Genomic DNA, 18406 nt, shown 5'->3' with positions numbered 1-18406 from the left:
TTTGGTTAGTTAATCATTAAACAAATATTTATGAAAGTTTTAGTAACAGGTGCTGCTGGATTTATCGGATTTCATACTATTAAAAAACTGTTACAATCAGGTCATAATGTATTGGGCTTTGATACTATTAATGAGTATTATAATACTTCATTAAAATATGATCGACTAAACGAAATAGGTATTGATCGTGATAAGATATTCGATAATGAATATACTGATTCTCATAAGTTTAAAGCATTTCGTTTTATCAAAATGGATTTATCACAGAAATCTGCTATTATGGATTTATTTCGTGATGAAAAATTTGATACTGTAATCCATTTAGCTGCCCAAGCGGGTGTACGCTATAGTATTGAGAATCCAGATGCGTATATAAAGAGTAATATTGATGGTTTTTTTAATATCCTAGAGGCATGCAGACATTATCCTGTAAAACATCTTACCTATGCTTCTAGTTCTTCTGTTTATGGTAATAACAAAACTGTTCCTTTTTCTGTAGATCATAATGTAGACAAGCCTATAAGCTTGTATGCTGCTACCAAAAAAAGTAACGAATTAATGGCACATACCTATAGCCATTTATATAAAATCCCAACTACAGGACTCCGCTTTTTTACCGTTTATGGTCCTTGGGGAAGACCAGATATGGCTCCATCGCTATTTACAAACGCTATCATTAACAATAGACCATTAAAAATATTTAATAATGGTGATATGGAAAGGGATTTTACATATATCGATGATATTGTTGATGGTATTATAAAAGTTAATGAAGCTCCCCCCATAATAGATCCAAAGAAGGCTCCGTATGCTTTACACAATATAGGTAATAGTACTCCTGTAAAATTAATGGATTTTATCAATTGTATAGAGAAACATGTTGGAGCTATTGCTAAAAAAACATTTCTTCCTATGCAGCCAGGAGATGTACAACAAACGTATGCAGATATCTCTAGTATTACTAATGCTGTTGGATATATTCCAAAAACAAATATAGAGACTGGTGTTAAGCACTTTGTAAACTGGTATATTTCTTATGAGCTTAAACAACAACAGACCTCTACTGGTATTATTAATACTTCTAAAAAAGCAATACTTTAGAGCATGTAATATCATTCTCCTATGCTTTCAATAGCTAATATCTATTAAGAAGTCGTCTATTGTCTTACTTAATTATTTTTAAAAGATAGGCTTTTTCTAAAGTATTGTCTCTTGTATTTGGATTAAGAAAAGATCCTTTTACTCTGGTAATTCGATAATGATTAATTTCATATTTTGTACTCCAAGATATAGTATGTTCTTTTAATTTTTCTAATTGATTATCGTATAAAAACAACCAATCCCCTGTTTTCATTGTTGTTGAAATGGTATTGATATCAACTATTGGAGTAATTCTATTGGTATAAAAATCTAACGACCAACTTGGTCTTCCATTAAGCATAAAAACACTATTTGGATTAATCTGCTCTGTTTTAATAATTTTAGCGGCATTATTTCCTGCTTGATATAATAGTAGTTTTGGATAAAACTGGGTATTTAAACAAAAATTAATTAGAACCATAAAGTAGACAGAGATTATCACCAGTTTCCGATATGGATTCATCGTTTTTGTTATAACATAACATAATCCCGTAATTAATAATAGGTAACATAAAATGATAATTACGTTTGGCATTGTAAAAGCCCAAAATATTAAAAATAAAATGGCAATGCTTCCCAATGTTAGAATAACATATTGTATCCTAAGTATATTTTTTGCAATACGCTCTCTATTCGTCTGAAATAATCTAGTAATATACCCCGCAACTAATACAGATCCTACTGGTAGTAAACTATTCAAATAATGTGGTAGCTTAAATTTTGAAAAGCTAATCACAATCATCACGATAAGAACTCCTATTGAAGTCAAAATTTCGAAATTATCTTGATATCTAAACTTGGTTGTAAATACCGTTCTTAACCTTGTAAATAAAGCGATATAAAATAATAATGACCAAGGTAAAAATGCCCATAATAACGTATGAAAGAAAAAGAAGTAATCCGGACTGGTATGTTCGAATCCTGACCCTGTTAGCCTATTAAAACTCTGATCCCAAAGTATAAAACGTATTCCTGATACATTAGATGCTCCATTAACATACTTCTCTGGATGAAGATCAAACTGTATATAATATGCATATAGTACTGGTGTTATTGCTACTATAAAAGTTAAAATCCCTATCCCTACTTTCCAAGACCATAATACTTTCCATTTTTGGTTATACGCGATATAACTTAATACACATACTCCAGAAATAAAAACCCCTAATTGCCCCTTGGTAGAAAACGCAATAGCTACTCCTATAGCTCCTAAAATAATATGTTGTACACTACGATGATTTATATACGCTACCAATTGCCAAATTCCAAAAATAGTTGCTCCTGTAAGTACTGCATCAGTCCGAACATCGTGATTAGATAGAAAAATTGCTTGACTAGATAGGAACACTAATGATGCTATATGTGATGCTTTATCTCCATAAAATTCTTTTGCTAACCGATTACAGGAATATGCTCCTAAAAGCGTAAACAAAAGTGCAGGGATTCGATATGACCATTGCGAAATCCCAAACATCTTAAATGACAAAGCTGCCAGCCAAAAATGCATATGAGGTTTATCTAAATAATCATGACCCGCTTTATAAATATTCAGAAAATCATTTTCTAGATACATCCGCATCGCCATAGTTGCATGCTGAGCAGAATCATTTTCCATTAATGGAATCCAGAGTCCAGAGAGATAAACTACTAACAACAAAGCGTATAATAAAATAGAATCTCTTTTTAAAAGAAGTATATTACTCATATAATATCAATCCAAATTGGCGCAAAAGTAACCTAAGAATAGTTTGTAAAACACTACTAAACTACCACTTAACAATTTTATAACTCTAGAGATATTTGTTATCAATTTAGTATTAATTACTAAATACTGAATTGACACTTTAACGCTAATTTAGCGAATTAAATATGTCTGATATGTGTCTTTTATCACTTGTAATCCCTGTATATAATGAAGAAGGAAATACTGACCTACTGACTACAGCCATAGAAAAAGGGCTACAAGGTTATCAATATGAAATTATATATGTCGATGATTTTTCTACGGATAAGACAAGACAAGAGATTAAAGCATTAGAAAACCCTAATGTAGTTCTTATAGAGCTTAAAAGAAATTATGGGCAAAGCTCTGCCTTAGCTGCGGGGATAGAATATGCAAAAGGAGACTACATCATCACTATGGATGGGGATATGCAAAATGATCCCTCTGATATCCCAAAAATGTTAGAAATCGCAGTTAATGAAGATTGGGATCTAGTTACAGGGATTCGACAAAAAAGAAAAGATAATTTTATCAGAACATTACCTTCTAAAATAGCTAATTATATTATCCGAAAAGCAACCAAATTACATATTACAGATGCAGGATGTGCATTAAAAGTGATGACTGCCGAAACAGCAAAAGCAGTGCCTCTGTATGGGGAGTTACATCGATTTATAGCATTAAATGCTCATATAGATGGTGCTCGTATTACAGAAATCCCTGTACAACATCATGCAAGAAAGTTTGGTGTTTCTAAATATGGCTTAGGAAGAACATTTAAAGTAATGAATGATTTATTACTTATCCTTTTTCAGCGTAAATACTTACAGAAACCCTTATATCTATTTGGCAATATAGGAATGCTGTTTTTTGGAACAGGAGTCATCATCAATTTATACTTAATAACCATAAAACTAATGGGTAATGATATTGGAACAAGACCATTATTATTACTAGGTATTTTATTAATCTTAGTTGGAATTCAATTTTTTACCATAGGTATTGTCGCAGATTTATTAATGAGAACGTATTATGAATCTCAAAACAAAGCACCATATAACATAAGAAAAATTACCACTTTTGAAAAAAACGAAAAAGAACCTATTCTCCACGTTTCTTAAAATCGGAGTAACACTACTCTTACTTTATGCCATCTTTACAAAAATTCCATTTGATGAAGTATGGGAAATACTAAAAAAGTCTAATGGTATATTTCTCGGTATTTCATTACTTTTTTTTGTTTTATCACAATGGATATCTGCAAAAAGACTACTCCTACTATTTAAATCAGTAAACTTTTCGTTATCTGACAATAGTAACTATATCCTGTATCTTATCGGGATGTTTTATAATTTTTTTATCCCTGGTGGAATTGGTGGAGATACCTACAAAGTATATATCTTACATAAAAGATTCGATTGGTCTGTTAAAAAATTATCCGCAGCAGTTCTACTCGATCGATTTATAGGATTAACAGCTATAGGGATATTATTAACCAGTCTTATTGTTTTTATCCCTTTTATTATAGAGGAAAATCTAGTTTGGGTCGCACCTTTTATTCTTATAGCAGGTGTTTTGTCATCATATTATTTTACAAAAAGGATATTTCTATCTTTTTTAAAAGCCTACTGGAAATCATTATTCTTATCTATGCTAGTCCAAGTATTACAATGTCTTTCTATCGTTTTTATACTAAAAAGTATGGCTACTACAGAAGTTAACCAATACATCCCTTATGTAGTTGTATTTTTAATCTCTTCTGTTTTATCTGTTTTTTCATTTTCTGGTATAGGAATACGAGAAATGATTTTTTATCAAGCAGCTACACTATTTGTATTTCATAGCACTACAGCAGTCACTGTAGGACTTCTATTTTCTATACTAACTGCTTTTGTGTCTCTATCCGGAATTATCTTTCATTTTAGAAAACCAGAATTCACTCTTAAAGAAGTTTCTTCTATAACTACTCAAAATAACACATAGTATAATCTAGAACGAAATCGAAAGATCTTTCGATCTCTTTGAATGATCAGGTTTTTGTTAAGAAATAGTATATATTCTCAATACATTTTACCTATTTAAATCGTTATTTAATCAATAATCTCAAAAGCATTAAATTCTTTATAAAGGAGTAAAAACAAAAATCCCTGTTAATGAATGTATTAACAGGGATAAGATGATGTTATCATATATTTTTTAGACTGTCTTAATCTGCTAGAATAATGATCTTATTATCTTTCATTTCTACAGTTCCTGAAACAATAGAAAGTACTGTTGCACCATTTTCACCTTTAGTAAATTTATTGGCAACTTCTTCTTCTAGATTCATATCACCATATATTTTTATACTTCCATTTACTAATAAAGAAAGAATCGGTGCGTGATTGTCTAACATCTGGAACTCACCGTTTTCTCCTGGTACTGCAACTGAAGTTACTTGACCACTAAATAAAACAGCTTCTGGAGTTACTATTTCTAAATACATATTTTATAGTTGTTTGTCATTCGTTGTTTGTTGATGGTTATTAAAACATTTTACAACTCCATCAACTGCCAACAATTAACCAAATTATGCTTCTGCAAGCATTTTCTCACCAGCTTCGATAGCTTCTTCTATGGTACCTTTAAGGTTAAACGCTGCTTCTGGTAGATGATCTAGTTCTCCATCCATAATCATTGTAAATGCCTTTATAGTATCTTTAATATCTACTAAACATCCTGGTATCCCTGTAAATTGTTCTGCTACATGGAATGGCTGAGATAAGAAACGTTGTACACGACGAGCACGTCCTACCGCTAATTTATCTTCTTCTGATAATTCCTCCATACCAAGGATAGCAATAATATCTTGTAATTCTTTATATCGCTGTAATAACTCTTTTACTCGCTGTGCACAGTTATAATGCTCATCTCCTAAAATATCTGCAGTAAGGATTCTAGAGGTAGAGTCTAATGGATCTACCGCTGGATAAATACCTAACTCTGCAATTTTACGAGATAATACTGTTGTTGCATCTAAGTGAGCAAAAGTTGTTGCTGGTGCAGGATCGGTAAGGTCATCCGCAGGTACATAAACTGCCTGTACTGATGTAATAGATCCTTTCTTAGTAGAAGTAATACGTTCTTGCATTACCCCCATCTCTGTTGCTAATGTAGGTTGATATCCTACTGCTGATGGCATACGCCCTAGAAGTGCTGACACCTCAGAACCTGCCTGTGTAAAACGGAAGATGTTATCTACAAAGAAAAGTACATCTTTTCCTTGCCCGTCTCCAGCTCCATCACGGAAATATTCTGCTATAGTAAGACCAGAAAGCGCTACACGTGCACGTGCTCCTGGTGGCTCATTCATTTGTCCAAATACAAAAGTAGCTTTTGAATCTTTCATCACTTCTTTATCTACTTTAGAAAGATCCCATCCTCCTTCTTCCATAGAATGCATAAAATCATCTCCGTATTTGATAATTCCTGATTCTAACATCTCACGAAGAAGGTCATTTCCTTCGCGTGTTCTTTCTCCTACTCCTGCAAATACAGAAAGACCTCCATGCCCTTTTGCAATATTGTTAATCAACTCCTGAATTAATACTGTTTTACCTACTCCGGCACCTCCAAATAATCCAATCTTACCTCCTTTTGCATAAGGCTCAATAAGGTCAATTACTTTAATTCCTGTAAATAAAACTTCTGTAGAAGTAGATAAATCTTCGAATTTAGGTGCTTGACGGTGAATTGCAAGACCATCCTTTCCTGCTTTTGGAAGATCTCCTAAACCATCTATTGCATCTCCAATCACATTAAATAGACGTCCGTATACATCACCACCTATAGGCATTTGGATAGGAGCCCCAGTTGCAACAACTTCAACTCCTCTGCTTAGTCCATCACTGGAGTCCATCGCAATAGTACGTACAGTATCTTCACCAATGTGAGACTGAACCTCTAACACTAGCTTACTACCGTCTATTTTGTTAATTTCTAACGAATCATAAATTTTTGGTAATTCAGAACCAGCTGCGAATTCTACATCGATAACTGGACCTACAATTTGAGATACTTTACCCGTAATCTTAGACATTATATAACTATTTAATGTTTAGTGTTTAACTATATTAAAAAAAGAAGTACTCAATTGTACTGAATACTAGCTTTTTTCAGGGTGCAAATATAATCTTTTAAAATTAAAAAAATAACTGATTTCGTTTTGTTTTTTTGAAGCTGTCTTCATCCTATTTTTCAAATCTTAATAACATCCTTTTTTTAAGAGGTTTTTCATAAGTTTAAAATCTACTCGAACTATTTTTAAAACAAGATGTTTCTTATTTTTTTATATAAAAATTACAGTACTTCATCATATGTTTTACAAATTAGATCCTTATTTTAAATTTGATTCAAAATAATTCGAAGTATCCAAAAACAACTTGTTCTTTTATAAATTATTTATTGATATCCCTATGTAATACTGAGAACCGATATGCCCTGTTCCAAATGCTGAGAAGTATTCTTTTCCCGCAATATTGGTTGCCCCTACTTTAAGAATAGCCTTTAATTTTGGAACTTTATAACTTATCTGTGCATCAATTACAGAGAAAGATGGTATATCTCCATCTGCAAAAGATTGTTCCCAAAAATAACTATCACTCCATCTATAACTAGTATTAAACCCGAAATTTTTAAACAAACTTGTGTGACCAAAAGTAGCTTTAACTTTATGTTTAGGAGTATTAAAATTAGTTCTAAAATCAGGATCTTTACTTTTATCAAAATCTTGTTCTGTATAAGTGTAGTTCACCCCTACATCAAAGTTTCCTAGGATTTTAGTAGTAACTCCTATAATCGCTCCAAAAGATTTTATAGCTACATCTGAGTTTGTGTATGCCTGATATACTTTAAAATCATCATTTTTTAATGCTAAAAGAGATAACGTTCCATCTCCTACTTTACCATATAACGGTACTATTACATTTTCTGAAGATATAAAATCTTTATACTGGTTATAATATCCACTTAAGTCAATAGTAATTTTCTTTACTTTACCACGGTATCCTACTTCGAAGGCTGTTATCTTTTCGGACTTCACTAGTTGTACATTAGAGGCTTCTGGATTTCCTTTTTCCACAGAGTTTACAGAAAATGAATTTTCATAGGCTACTCTACCAATGACAGTAACTCTATCAGAGCCTACAATTGCCTCTCCTGCTCCACTCAGGTCATCAAATACTCTTACATCTCTATCTAAATTATCTTTAGCAGATCCTACCAATATTGCTCGACCTACATCTAATCCAATGTACAAGTCCTGAGTTGTAGGGTTTCTAAAACCCGTTTGTACAGAAGCTCGGATATTATGATTTCTTTCTTCTCCTAATGTATATCCTATCGATAGTCTAGGAGATAAGTTTCCTTTAAATAATTCTGATTTATCATATCGAATTGATGCAGTGACTTTTGCTCTTTCATCAGCAAATTTTTTCTGAATCTGTGTATACGCACCATATTCTGAATATTTAATAGGACCGTCAAAATCTGTAAAAATCGTACCTGATGAGTTTAATTTGTATTCCCTAAAAGATCCTCCTACTTGTATATCTGCAAAATCATTGGTTATATGACTGAAATTATAATTGACATCAATATGTTTTAACTGAGTAGCATCCTGAAATTTTGATCCTTGGGATAAGTCAGAATCATTTATGACTTCATTAAAGGTTTTTTTAAATTCTGGAGTTCCTGGCAATAATCGCCCTGTATCAGCTATTTTCCTCGCTGCAATATGAGCTGTTTCTGGTGCTGTTCCTGCTAAAGAGGCTTGAACAAATGCAGCTGCATATTGACCAAACCAAGTCTCATTATCTTTCCATTTTTTATTAATATTTATTCCTGCAAATCTTACATCATAAGAATCCCCTGCATTTTCATCGGTAAGGTATCCTCTAACAAAAAAATTATTATTCTTAAATTCTAATTTATGCTGTTGCATAAAAAAATCACGAAGCGCATATCGGTTTGCTCCTTGATAAATTGTAGTTCCTTTACCTACCTTTACATTATAAATAATTTCAAAATCATTAGCAAAAGGTCTATAATGCATTGCTCCATCAAACTTTACACTTTCAGCTTTATACTCATTTAAATCCCTCTCATCATACCCTGTTCTACTAACACTCTGATTAGGCAATAAATTTTCGGCTCCTGCAGGCAAGATTCCTTTACTTACGAGTGCTTCTCCTACTCCTCTTATATTTGTACTCACTTCATCTCCATATACATTAAGTCCATCATAATTAGGGTCTGATCTGTCTGTATTAGGATTTAAAACATTAACCGTATTGACAGCATACCAATCTGTTCCTCGTAAATAAGAGAAATTAACTTTTGCTGCAAATTTATCAGAAAACTTATGGGCAACTCTAGCTCCATAATCATAGAATTCATTATCTCCTGCTGCTTCTTGTGATGTAATACCGCCTTTAAAATAAGCACTAACACCCTCATAATCAAATGGATTTTTACTAGTCATAAATAGAATTCCATTAAAGGCATTTGCCCCATATAAAGCAGAAGAAGCTCCTGGTAATAGCTCTACACTATTTACATCCAATTCTGTCATTCCTAATAGATTCCCTAATACAAAATTAAGAGCAGGGGATGCATTATCCATTCCATCCACTAATTGTACAAAACGATTATTAGCAAATGTTGCAAATCCTCTGGTATTAATTGATTTAAATGTAAGACTATTAGCATTAATATCAACTCCTTTAAGATTTTCTAGTCCGTCATAAAAATCTACAGAAGACGTGTTTTTAATTTCTTTAATCCCAAAACGTTCTACACTTACTGGTGATTCGAATATGCGTTCTGGTGTTCTAGAAGCTGAAATAACAACTTCATCTAATTCTGTTCCTGTTTCTAATACAATAACTATATCTTCCGTTTGTGCGGATATATCTACTGTAGAGGATTTAAACCCTACAGAACTTACTGTTATAATAAAAGGAGGTGATTCATTAATAGTTAAAGAAAAAAGCCCATCAAAATCGCTCACGGTACCTAAAGAAGAATTTTTTAGTGTAATATTAGCGCCTAAAACGGGTTGCCCTCTATCATCTGTAACCTTTCCTTTGACTGTTGTTTGTGAAATAACAATACTACTTACCATCATCAGTAATAGTACTAATGTAACTTTTTTCATGCCCCTAGGTTTTAAATAATTATATAACAATATACGTTTTAAATGTTTTTTATATAAAAAAACGTTAAAACTTTGTGTTTTTTTTTATAAAAAACACTGTTAACATATTAATCGTTTATCTACATGGATAGTATCAATCGCATCTATGATTATTCCTAACTTATAAGGCTACTAAAAATTAATCTGAAGGGTTTAAATTAAAAACGCCTGTTTTGAAAATTTCAAAACAGGCGTTATATCTTTTTGCAAATAAGTTAATCTCTAAAAAATTATTCTACCGTTACTGACTTTGCTAAGTTTCTTGGTTGATCTACATTTTTATCAAGCATTACTGCTATATGATACGATAGTAATTGTAATGGTATTGTTGTAAGAAGCGGTGTTAAAAATTCTTCTGTTTCAGGAACTTCTATTACGTGATCTGCAAGGTTTTTTACGGTTTCGTCTCCCTCTGTAACAATCGCTATAATCTTTCCTTTTCTGGATTTAATCTCCTGAATATTACTTACCACTTTATCATAATGTCCTTTTTTGGTTGCTATTACAATAACAGGCATTTGCTCGTCAATTAATGCTATAGGACCATGCTTCATTTCTGCTGCTGGATATCCTTCTGCATGTATGTATGATATTTCTTTTAGCTTTAATGCACCTTCTAATGCTACAGGAAAATTAAATCCTCTACCTAAATACAGGCAATTTTTTGCATCTTTATATGTTTCTGCAATAAACTTAATATGATCATTAGATTCTAATGCTAATTTTACTTTTTCTGGAATTCTTTCTAATTCTTGTAAATAATAATGAAAATCACTGTTAGAGATTGTTCCTTTTCGTTCTGCTAGCTTTAATGCAATTAAAGATAATACCGTAATCTGAGTAGTAAATGCTTTTGTAGAAGCAACTCCAATCTCTGGACCAGCATGGGTATAAGCACCTGCATGTGTTTCTCTAGATATTGAAGATCCTACGACATTACAAACCCCAAAAACAAAAGCTCCGTTTTCTTTAGCTAATTTAATTGCTGCCATTGTATCAGCTGTTTCTCCACTTTGAGATATAGCAATCACAACATCATCTTGATGAATTACAGGGTTTCGATACCTAAATTCTGATGCATATTCGACCTCAACTGGTATACGAACTAATTCTTCAAAAATGTATTCTGCAACTAGACCTGCATGCCATGAAGTACCACAAGCGATGATAATAATTCGCTTAGCATTTAATAGCTTAGCAAGATTGTCATCAATCCCTGCCATTTTTATAATCCCTTCTGCAACACGCATTCTACCTCTATAGGTATCACTAATTGCATTAGGTTGTTCGTATATTTCTTTAAGCATAAAATGGTCATAGCCTCCCTTTTCTATTTGCTCTAAGTTAATTTGCAACTCTTGCAAATAAGGCTCTACATCACTATCATCTTTAATCTTTCTTACTTTAACTCCTCTACTTCTTCGCACAATAGCCATTTCACCATCTTCAAGGTAAATCGCATTATTTGTATATTCTATAAAAGGAGAGGCATCAGAAGCTATAAAAAATTCGTCTTCACCCACACCAATAGCCAATGGACTACCTAATCTTGCTACGACAATCTCATCTGGCTTCTCTTTATCAAAAACAGCTATCGCATAAGCTCCTATAGTCTGATTTAAAGCTATCTGAACAGCTTTACCTAATTTTACATCTTCTTTAGTCTTTACATCCTCTATCAGATTTACTAATACCTCCGTGTCAGTCTCTGAAGTAAATGTATATCCTCTATTTGATAATTCCTTACGAAGAGATTCATAATTCTCTATAATACCATTATGTATGATTACCAGATTGCCTGAGTTAGAATAGTGCGGATGAGAATTTACATTATTCGGCACACCATGTGTAGCCCATCTAGTATGTCCAATCCCTATAGTACCTTTTGTAGAAATTTCTTTTTCTAATCGTTTCTCTAAATCTGCAACTTTACCTTTTGTTTTTGATAATTTAATATCATCCCCATCATAGAGCGCAATTCCTGCAGAATCATAACCTCTATACTCTAATCTTTTTAACCCTTTTAAAACAATTGGATAGGCATCTCTATGCCCAATGTACCCTACAATTCCACACATGATTTAAATTTTTTAAAATGTTATTATTGTTATGTTAGTTTGTTTTTGATGCTGTATAAAAAATATCTAGTTTTAAACGTTTTGCTTCAGGAACAGCTTTATTTCCATATAGAATTGTTCCTTCATGTGATACTATTGATGAGGTAGGGATAGTCTCATTTTTAGTGTTAGGGGTATCTACTTTTGTAGTTGTTATTGTATTTACGTTTTGAGAAACTGAGACTCCCAATTTAACGTTATCTATTTTACTATTTAAAATATTTATAATATGTTGTGTTAATCTTATTTTATAAAACTCTCCACTTTTATCAGTTCCACGGCTAATTCTACCTAAATGATTAACAATAGAATTTAGAGGTTTGCTTGCGTCATTAATATCTGAAAAATAGTCTGACACCGGTGCTCCTGTCTCTAAATTGAAAACAAAAATTCTTTCTGGCTCTACATCACCACCTGATGTAAGACCGCCTTCACCTTGGTTAATATAAAACTTAATACTAGCATCATTAACTAGCCAATCGCGACTTTTTAAAAAGTCTAGTTCTGTTTTATCCTTATCTGTAGGAGTTGTTGGTGTATCTATAAAGATTGGTTGTTTATTTTCATCAAGTACAAAATCTCCATTTTCATCAACTTGTACATATCTACTAAATAAATCAAGTACTGCATAAGAACCATCTCCTCCTTTTAAATACAAGTTATCCTCTCCGTTTACAACATCTTGATTCTCTACAAAAGCTGATTTAAAATCAGTTTCTATACCACCTATAATGTTATTAGAAAACCCTAAAGAAAACTCACCTTGCTTACGAGTAGTAACACTATTCGTTGTAGAATCAAAACTATAATAAAGGGTGATATTAGCTCCTCTGGTATTAACATATACTAAATTACCAGAGTTTACAGGTTCTGCCTTAATATAAATACCCCTAAAATAATTCCTGAAATTATTTGCATTACTTAACTCTGAACTACCTTGCTTATCTAAAAACAATGTTTTAAATAGTGCTTTAACATCATCTGAAAAAGTAACTCTCATTCTAGGACTTTGTCTTTCTCTAGTTGTTGTTGTAGTTCCATTAGTAGTAGTTGTTTTTTCTATAACAATTTCTTTATTTGAAGGAGTGAAAGCATCTGTTGTATACAAAGGAGTTTTTCCATTTACAACCTTAGTTTCAAAACCTTTTACATCATCAGAATAATACAACTGTCTTTCATTAGACTCTGGGCTAAAGTCTCTTAAAAAATAATCAGATTTATACACTGATAATTTAAATGGTTGATTTCCATAAACAGAATCTAACCGATATAGTGTTCTTGTCTCTGTAACTCCTTCACTAATGGTCACAGGTTCTGTGCTTGTGACAGTACTAAAATAAGGTAAACTAAGAACGACACTATCTAATACAGCATTGGTTCCAAAATTTGGATTAAACTTTGTGGGCTGGACTTGTGATAAAATACTATAAACAGATTGCCCATATGTAGGATCATCATATACTCCTAACAAATTAGCATGATAACTGGTTTGAGTACCTTTTACTTCACGAATTAAGCTATTTGTATTTGCTCTTTTAATTTTTTTACTATAGGCTATAGGCACTGCTGAATATTGGTTATCTTCAAAATTAACACCACCTATAACTTCATTTCCAACAGAATTAAAATCATTATCACAAGACAAAAATGTAATAAAAACTACTATGCTTGTTATCTTAATTAAAATATTCTTCAATCTCATCTATTTATTTTCATTACTTTTTTATCTCCCCAGACAAAACCCACATACTACCTATTTTAATTTACATTAAAATAGTTTGTCATTCTAATTTCATAAACATTTTGTGGTATTATTTACACCAATACTTCTGTTTGATAAAACGACTCATAAGCATCTGCAAATTCATCTGGTCTTTTATATTCTAAAACTGGTTGGTCTATCTTTTTTAAGTGTTCTACAAGTTCTACCGGAATTTCTTCAGACCCCACAATAACAGCATCAGAATTATCTACGGCTACTTTCATAAGGTTACTATACGTAGGGTTTGCTAAATCACTTATTTTTTCTTCTTCTATACCATCAAACTTCACTTTTTCCATCATATTCTTATCTAGTATTCCTTCATAACCACTATCATATACAGAGGTTACAATTTTACTATGACCAAAAAGCGGTTCATTAGCATAATAATGTTTTAAATATAATGGTAATAGAGATGCTAACCACCCATGTACATGAATTACATCTGGAGACCAGTTTAGTTTCTTAACAGTCTCAATAACTCCTTTGGCAAAAAATATTGCTCGCTCATCATTATCAGGGAATAATTTTCCTTCCTCATCTGTTAATGTTGCTTTTCTCTTAAAATAATCCTCATTATCAATAAAATATACTTGCATCCTTTCTTTTGGGATAGAAGCTACTTTTATTATAAGAGGCATATCTAAATCATTAATTACTAAATTCATTCCTGAAAGTCGTATCACCTCGTGTAGCTGATGTCTCCTCTCATTGATATTACCATATCTAGGCATGAATATTCTGATTTGCCCTCCTTTACTATTAACCATTCTTGGCGCTTCAAAAGACATTGATGAAATTTCAGTCTCTGGCAGGTAAGGTATTACTTCTGATGATACATACAATATCCTCTTATCTTTCATATAATCGATAGTTTTATCGTCCTCCTTTTGGAATTAATTTTGCAAAATTACGAAAATTTATGCAGTCTGCTAGTAATATCTTATTTTTGCATGCCTTATTAAGTTATATACCAATGCGGGTACACGAAAAAAGACTAGACATATTAGCAGATGTTGCAATTTTAAAAAAGCAACATAAAACTATTGGTTTTGTTCCTACAATGGGAGCTTTACACAAAGGGCATCTTGCCCTTATAGAAAGAGCTATCAAAGAAAATGAAGTCGTTATAGTGAGTATTTTTGTAAATCCTACACAGTTCAATACTTCAGAGGATTTGATAAATTATCCGCGCACTTTAGACTCTGACGTTAAACTTTTGTTAAGCTTATCCGAAGACATTATTTTATTTGCTCCTAGTCCAAAAGAAATCTATCGAGAGCAGATCACATCTAACTCTTATGATTTTAAAGGGTTAGAAAATGAAATGGAAGGTAAATTCAGACCTGGCCATTTTGATGGAGTAGGAACAGTTTTAAAACATTTTTTTAACATTCTAAATCCTGATAAAGCATATTTTGGTGAAAAAGATTTTCAGCAACTTCAAGTTGTTAAAAAATTAGTTGAAATTGAAAAAATAACTACCCAAATTATTGGCTGTCCTATATATAGAGAACAAAATGGTTTAGCATTAAGTTCTCGAAACAAAAGACTAAATCAAAATCAACTTGCTGTAGCTCCTCTGATCTATTCAGTTCTAAAACAAGTGAAAAAAGATTTTGGCACAAAAAGTGTTACTACTTTAAACAATTGGGTATCAAAACAATTTAAAAATCATGATGAGTTAAAATTAGAATATTTTGAAATTGCCAAGGTATCAAATCTAAAACCTATTAAACGAAAACAAAAAAACACTAAATACAGAGCTTTTATAGCTGTGTTTGCAGGAGAAATAAGACTTATTGATAACATTGCCCTAAACTAAAAATAACTAACTTTGTAACATGTTTGTACACGTAGTAAAATCAAAAATTCATCGCGTTAAAGTAACCGGTGCTGACTTAAACTATATCGGTAGTATCACTATTGATCAGGATTTAATGGATGCTTCCAATATTATCGAAGGTGAAAAGGTTCAAATTGTAAATAATAATAATGGAGAGCGTTTAGAAACATACGCTATCCCAGGACCTAGAAACAGTGGCGAAATTACACTAAATGGCGCTGCCGCAAGAAAAGTAGCAAAAGGAGATGTGCTTATACTCATCACCTATGCTATGATGGACATTGAAGATGCTAAAAACTTCAAACCAAAACTTCTTTTTCCTAATGAAGAAAATAATTTACTAAAATAATTAATGAAGCCTAAACTTATAAAGCTTCTTAAAATTATACTCCCATTAGCACTGGGAGTTTTTTTAATTTGGTATTCTATTGCTTCTGCTACCCCAGAAGAAAGACAAAAAACACTTCAATATATTACTCAAGCAAACCCTAAATGGATCATCGTATCTTTATTTATGGGAATTATTTCTCACCTCTCTAGAGCATATCGATGGAAATTTTTATTAGAACCTTTAGGGCACTCTATAAAAATCTCTACTAGTTTTATGGCTATTATGGTAGGATATCTTGCTAATTTGGGAATTCCTAGATCAGGAGAGATTCTTCGTGGAGGCACTATATCAACCTACGAAAGGGTTCCTTTTAAAAAAGCTTTTGGAACCATTATTTCCGAAAGAGTGATTGATTTACTCATGCTTTTATTAGTTATAGGTATTACTCTCCTTTTTCAATCAGAATCGTTATTATCATATTTAGAAGAAAAAATTGCAAGCCCTTTTATCTATCTTGCTATTTTAATAGGTTTGTTGATTGCTGGAATTATATTTCTTCGGATTATAAAAACCTCAAAAAACCCTATACTTGTTAAACTCCGGAGTTTTGGTGATGGTATTTTAGAAGGAGTAAAAACTATTTCTAAAATAAAGCAAAAAGGTGCATTTGTGTTTCACACCTTCCTTATTTGGACACTCTACATCGCCATGTTTTACGTTATCAAATTTGCAGTCCCAGAAACTGCTTCTTTATCTATAGGTCCAATATTAGCTACATTTGTTGCAGGTTCATTTGCGATGACCTTTACTAATGGAGGAATTGGCGCATTTCCTATTGCAATAGCTGCAATTTTAATACTTTTTGATGTCGAAAAATCCGCAGGAGAGGCTTTTGGGTGGATCCTATGGAGTTCTCAAACTGCAATAAATATAATCATAGGAGCGTTATCGTTTTTATTTCTACCTATTTTAAACAGGCAGAAATAACGAAATAATTTATATATTGTCCCTCACTTAACTTAATCACAGTACTTATGAAAAAAAGTATAATTCTTATTATAGCATGTCTTTTTGCCGTTTCGAGCTATAGTCAAGTAATTTATGAGTCTTTTAGATCTATTAAGTTAGATCAAAGTAGAGAATTAAAAATCCAACTCCCACGTAATTATAAGAAAAATGTAGACAAAATATATCCTTTGATCATTGTATTGGATGGTGATTATTTATTTGAACCTGTCGCCGGAAATGTAGATTACTTCTCTTATTGGGAAGATATGCCCGAATCAATTGTAGTTGGAGTAAATCAGAGAAAAACTAGGGTTGATGATTGTAGATATGATGTTGCTGAGTTTTTACCTACACTTAAGGGTGCAGAGTTTTTTGAATTTATAGGTCAAGAACTTGTTCCACATCTTAATAAAACCTACCGTACTGCACAACTAAAAATTATTGTTGGTCATGACTATACGGCTAATTTTATAAATTATTTTTTGTTTAAAGACAATCCTATTTTTCAGGGATATATATGTATTAGTCCAGAATTAGGAGAACCTATGGGAGAACGAATTAACTCAAAACTAACTACTTCTGCTGATATATGGTATTATCTAGCTACTGCAACTAATGACGCCGATAACATCAAAAAGAGTGTCATTGCATTAGATGAAAAACTAGCTGCAATAGAAAACTCTGAGATGAGTTATTTATTTGATAATTTTGAAGAGTCATCACACTATACTTTAGTAGGAAAAGCAATTCCTAAAGCTCTTGAAGGAATTTTTGAGATGTATCGTCCTATAAGCAAAAAAACATACAAAGAGGTACTTCTACCCATGGAAACTTCTCCTTATGACTATTTAGTAGATATTTACAAAACTACAGAGCAATTATATGGTATAAAACGCCAAATAAGAATCAATGATTTTATTGCCGTATCTACAGCCATAGAAAAGAATCAAAATTGGTCAGAGTTAGAACCTTTAGGCAAGTTAGCTATAAAAGAACATCCAGAATTAATGCTAGGACATTATTATCTAGGAATGCATTACGAGCAAATAGGAGAGCCAAAAAAAGCAATGAGAGCCTACGAAAGTGGTTTTCAGCTTTCTGAAGTTGCCTTCTTAACTAAAGATTATATGTTGGATAAAGTAAATAAAATCAAAGAAGATTTTGGTTGGTAATCTCCAATTATATTACACAAAAAAAGGTCCTATTATTCAGGATCTTTTTTGTTTCTACAGGTTATTAAAATAA

At 32.0% G+C, this 18406-nt stretch carries 14 protein-coding genes; 7 read left to right on the top strand and 7 right to left on the bottom strand.

The genetic code is table 11. The features are described from left to right. Positions 1 to 30: 30 nt before the first annotated feature. Positions 31 to 1101, top strand: a complete 1071-nt coding sequence (locus N456_RS03515) for an NAD-dependent epimerase/dehydratase family protein (RefSeq protein ID WP_062053941.1) — start codon at positions 31 to 33, stop codon at positions 1099 to 1101. Between the two features lie 64 nt (positions 1102 to 1165). Here N456_RS03515 and N456_RS03510 read toward each other — a convergent pair whose 3' ends face one another. Then, a complete protein-coding gene (locus tag N456_RS03510; RefSeq protein ID WP_062053939.1) occupies positions 1166 to 2845 on the bottom strand; it encodes an ArnT family glycosyltransferase in 1680 nt (559 codons plus the stop codon). A 173-nt stretch (positions 2846 to 3018) separates the two neighbouring features. Here N456_RS03510 and N456_RS03505 point away from each other — a divergent pair, with 173 nt between their 5' ends. Continuing rightward, the gene (locus tag N456_RS03505) at positions 3019 to 3984 is read left to right on the top strand and encodes a glycosyltransferase family 2 protein (protein ID WP_338021344.1); all 966 of its coding nucleotides are present in this window, start codon (positions 3019 to 3021) and stop codon (positions 3982 to 3984) included. Next, positions 3944 to 4846, top strand: coding sequence for a lysylphosphatidylglycerol synthase transmembrane domain-containing protein (locus N456_RS03500; protein WP_062053936.1), 903 nt, complete (start codon positions 3944 to 3946; stop codon positions 4844 to 4846). Before N456_RS03505 ends, N456_RS03500 begins: the two co-directional genes overlap by 41 nt. A 223-nt stretch (positions 4847 to 5069) precedes the next feature. Here the strand turns inward: N456_RS03500 and N456_RS03495 are convergent, their stop codons facing one another. The 6 genes from N456_RS03495 to N456_RS03470 form a co-directional block, all read right to left on the bottom strand. Beyond that, the gene (locus tag N456_RS03495; RefSeq protein WP_062053935.1) at positions 5070 to 5348 is read right to left on the bottom strand and encodes a F0F1 ATP synthase subunit delta/epsilon; all 279 of its coding nucleotides are present in this window, start codon (positions 5346 to 5348) and stop codon (positions 5070 to 5072) included. Between the two features lie 84 nt (positions 5349 to 5432). Next, on the bottom strand, positions 5433 to 6941 hold the full coding sequence (gene atpD / locus N456_RS03490; RefSeq protein WP_062053933.1) for a F0F1 ATP synthase subunit beta: 1509 nt from the start codon (positions 6939 to 6941) through the stop codon (positions 5433 to 5435). Positions 6942 to 7292: 351 nt separating this feature from the next. Then, positions 7293 to 10058, bottom strand: a complete 2766-nt coding sequence (locus N456_RS03485; RefSeq protein ID WP_062053931.1) for a TonB-dependent receptor — start codon at positions 10056 to 10058, stop codon at positions 7293 to 7295. A 269-nt stretch (positions 10059 to 10327) separates the two neighbouring features. Continuing rightward, positions 10328 to 12175 (bottom strand): glutamine--fructose-6-phosphate transaminase (isomerizing), encoded by a 1848-nt coding sequence (glmS, locus tag N456_RS03480; protein WP_062053929.1) that lies wholly within the window; start codon positions 12173 to 12175, stop codon positions 10328 to 10330. Between the two features lie 34 nt (positions 12176 to 12209). After that, the gene (locus N456_RS03475; RefSeq protein ID WP_062053927.1) at positions 12210 to 13916 is read right to left on the bottom strand and encodes a BamH family beta-barrel-assembly machinery protein; all 1707 of its coding nucleotides are present in this window, start codon (positions 13914 to 13916) and stop codon (positions 12210 to 12212) included. A gap of 113 nt (positions 13917 to 14029) precedes the next feature. Continuing rightward, complete coding sequence (locus N456_RS03470) at positions 14030 to 14839, bottom strand: glycogen/starch synthase (RefSeq protein WP_062053925.1); 810 nt, start codon at positions 14837 to 14839, stop codon at positions 14030 to 14032. Between the two features lie 113 nt (positions 14840 to 14952). Between N456_RS03470 and panC the strand changes: the two genes are divergently transcribed. The 4 genes from panC to N456_RS03450 are packed head-to-tail and all read left to right on the top strand — an operon-like array spanning position 14953 to position 18333. Then, complete coding sequence (gene panC, locus N456_RS03465; protein WP_062054032.1) at positions 14953 to 15801, top strand: pantoate--beta-alanine ligase; 849 nt, start codon at positions 14953 to 14955, stop codon at positions 15799 to 15801. Between the two features lie 19 nt (positions 15802 to 15820). Then, positions 15821 to 16171 (top strand): aspartate 1-decarboxylase, encoded by a 351-nt coding sequence (gene panD, locus N456_RS03460; RefSeq protein WP_062053923.1) that lies wholly within the window; start codon positions 15821 to 15823, stop codon positions 16169 to 16171. A 3-nt stretch (positions 16172 to 16174) separates the two neighbouring features. Beyond that, entirely contained in the window at positions 16175 to 17140 is a 966-nt protein-coding gene (locus N456_RS03455) for a lysylphosphatidylglycerol synthase transmembrane domain-containing protein (protein WP_062053921.1), read from the top strand. A gap of 47 nt (positions 17141 to 17187) precedes the next feature. Then, positions 17188 to 18333: an alpha/beta hydrolase gene (locus N456_RS03450; protein WP_062053919.1), complete on the top strand. Its 1146-nt coding sequence runs from the start codon at positions 17188 to 17190 to the stop codon at positions 18331 to 18333. Positions 18334 to 18406 lie beyond the last annotated feature (73 nt).

The sequence above is a fragment of the Aquimarina longa SW024 genome (assembly GCF_001401755.1).
GTDB lineage: Bacteria > Bacteroidota > Bacteroidia > Flavobacteriales > Flavobacteriaceae > Aquimarina > Aquimarina longa.
This window is presented reverse-complemented; position numbering and strand designations above follow the sequence as displayed.

Coding starts and splice junctions, on each gene's coding strand:
- N456_RS03515 (WP_062053941.1), top strand. CDS start 31: ATGAAAGTTTTAGTAACAGGTGCTGCTGGATTTATCGGATTTCATACT.
- N456_RS03510 (WP_062053939.1), bottom strand. CDS start 2,845: ATGAGTAATATACTTCTTTTAAAAAGAGATTCTATTTTATTATACGCT.
- N456_RS03505 (WP_338021344.1), top strand. CDS start 3,019: ATGTGTCTTTTATCACTTGTAATCCCTGTATATAATGAAGAAGGAAAT.
- N456_RS03495 (WP_062053935.1), bottom strand. CDS start 5,348: ATGTATTTAGAAATAGTAACTCCAGAAGCTGTTTTATTTAGTGGTCAA.
- atpD (WP_062053933.1), bottom strand. CDS start 6,941: ATGTCTAAGATTACGGGTAAAGTATCTCAAATTGTAGGTCCAGTTATC.
- N456_RS03485 (WP_062053931.1), bottom strand. CDS start 10,058: ATGAAAAAAGTTACATTAGTACTATTACTGATGATGGTAAGTAGTATT.
- glmS (WP_062053929.1), bottom strand. CDS start 12,175: ATGTGTGGAATTGTAGGGTACATTGGGCATAGAGATGCCTATCCAATT.
- N456_RS03475 (WP_062053927.1), bottom strand. CDS start 13,916: ATGAGATTGAAGAATATTTTAATTAAGATAACAAGCATAGTAGTTTTT.
- N456_RS03470 (WP_062053925.1), bottom strand. CDS start 14,839: ATGAAAGATAAGAGGATATTGTATGTATCATCAGAAGTAATACCTTAC.
- panC (WP_062054032.1), top strand. CDS start 14,953: ATGCGGGTACACGAAAAAAGACTAGACATATTAGCAGATGTTGCAATT.
- panD (WP_062053923.1), top strand. CDS start 15,821: ATGTTTGTACACGTAGTAAAATCAAAAATTCATCGCGTTAAAGTAACC.
- N456_RS03455 (WP_062053921.1), top strand. CDS start 16,175: ATGAAGCCTAAACTTATAAAGCTTCTTAAAATTATACTCCCATTAGCA.
- N456_RS03450 (WP_062053919.1), top strand. CDS start 17,188: ATGAAAAAAAGTATAATTCTTATTATAGCATGTCTTTTTGCCGTTTCG.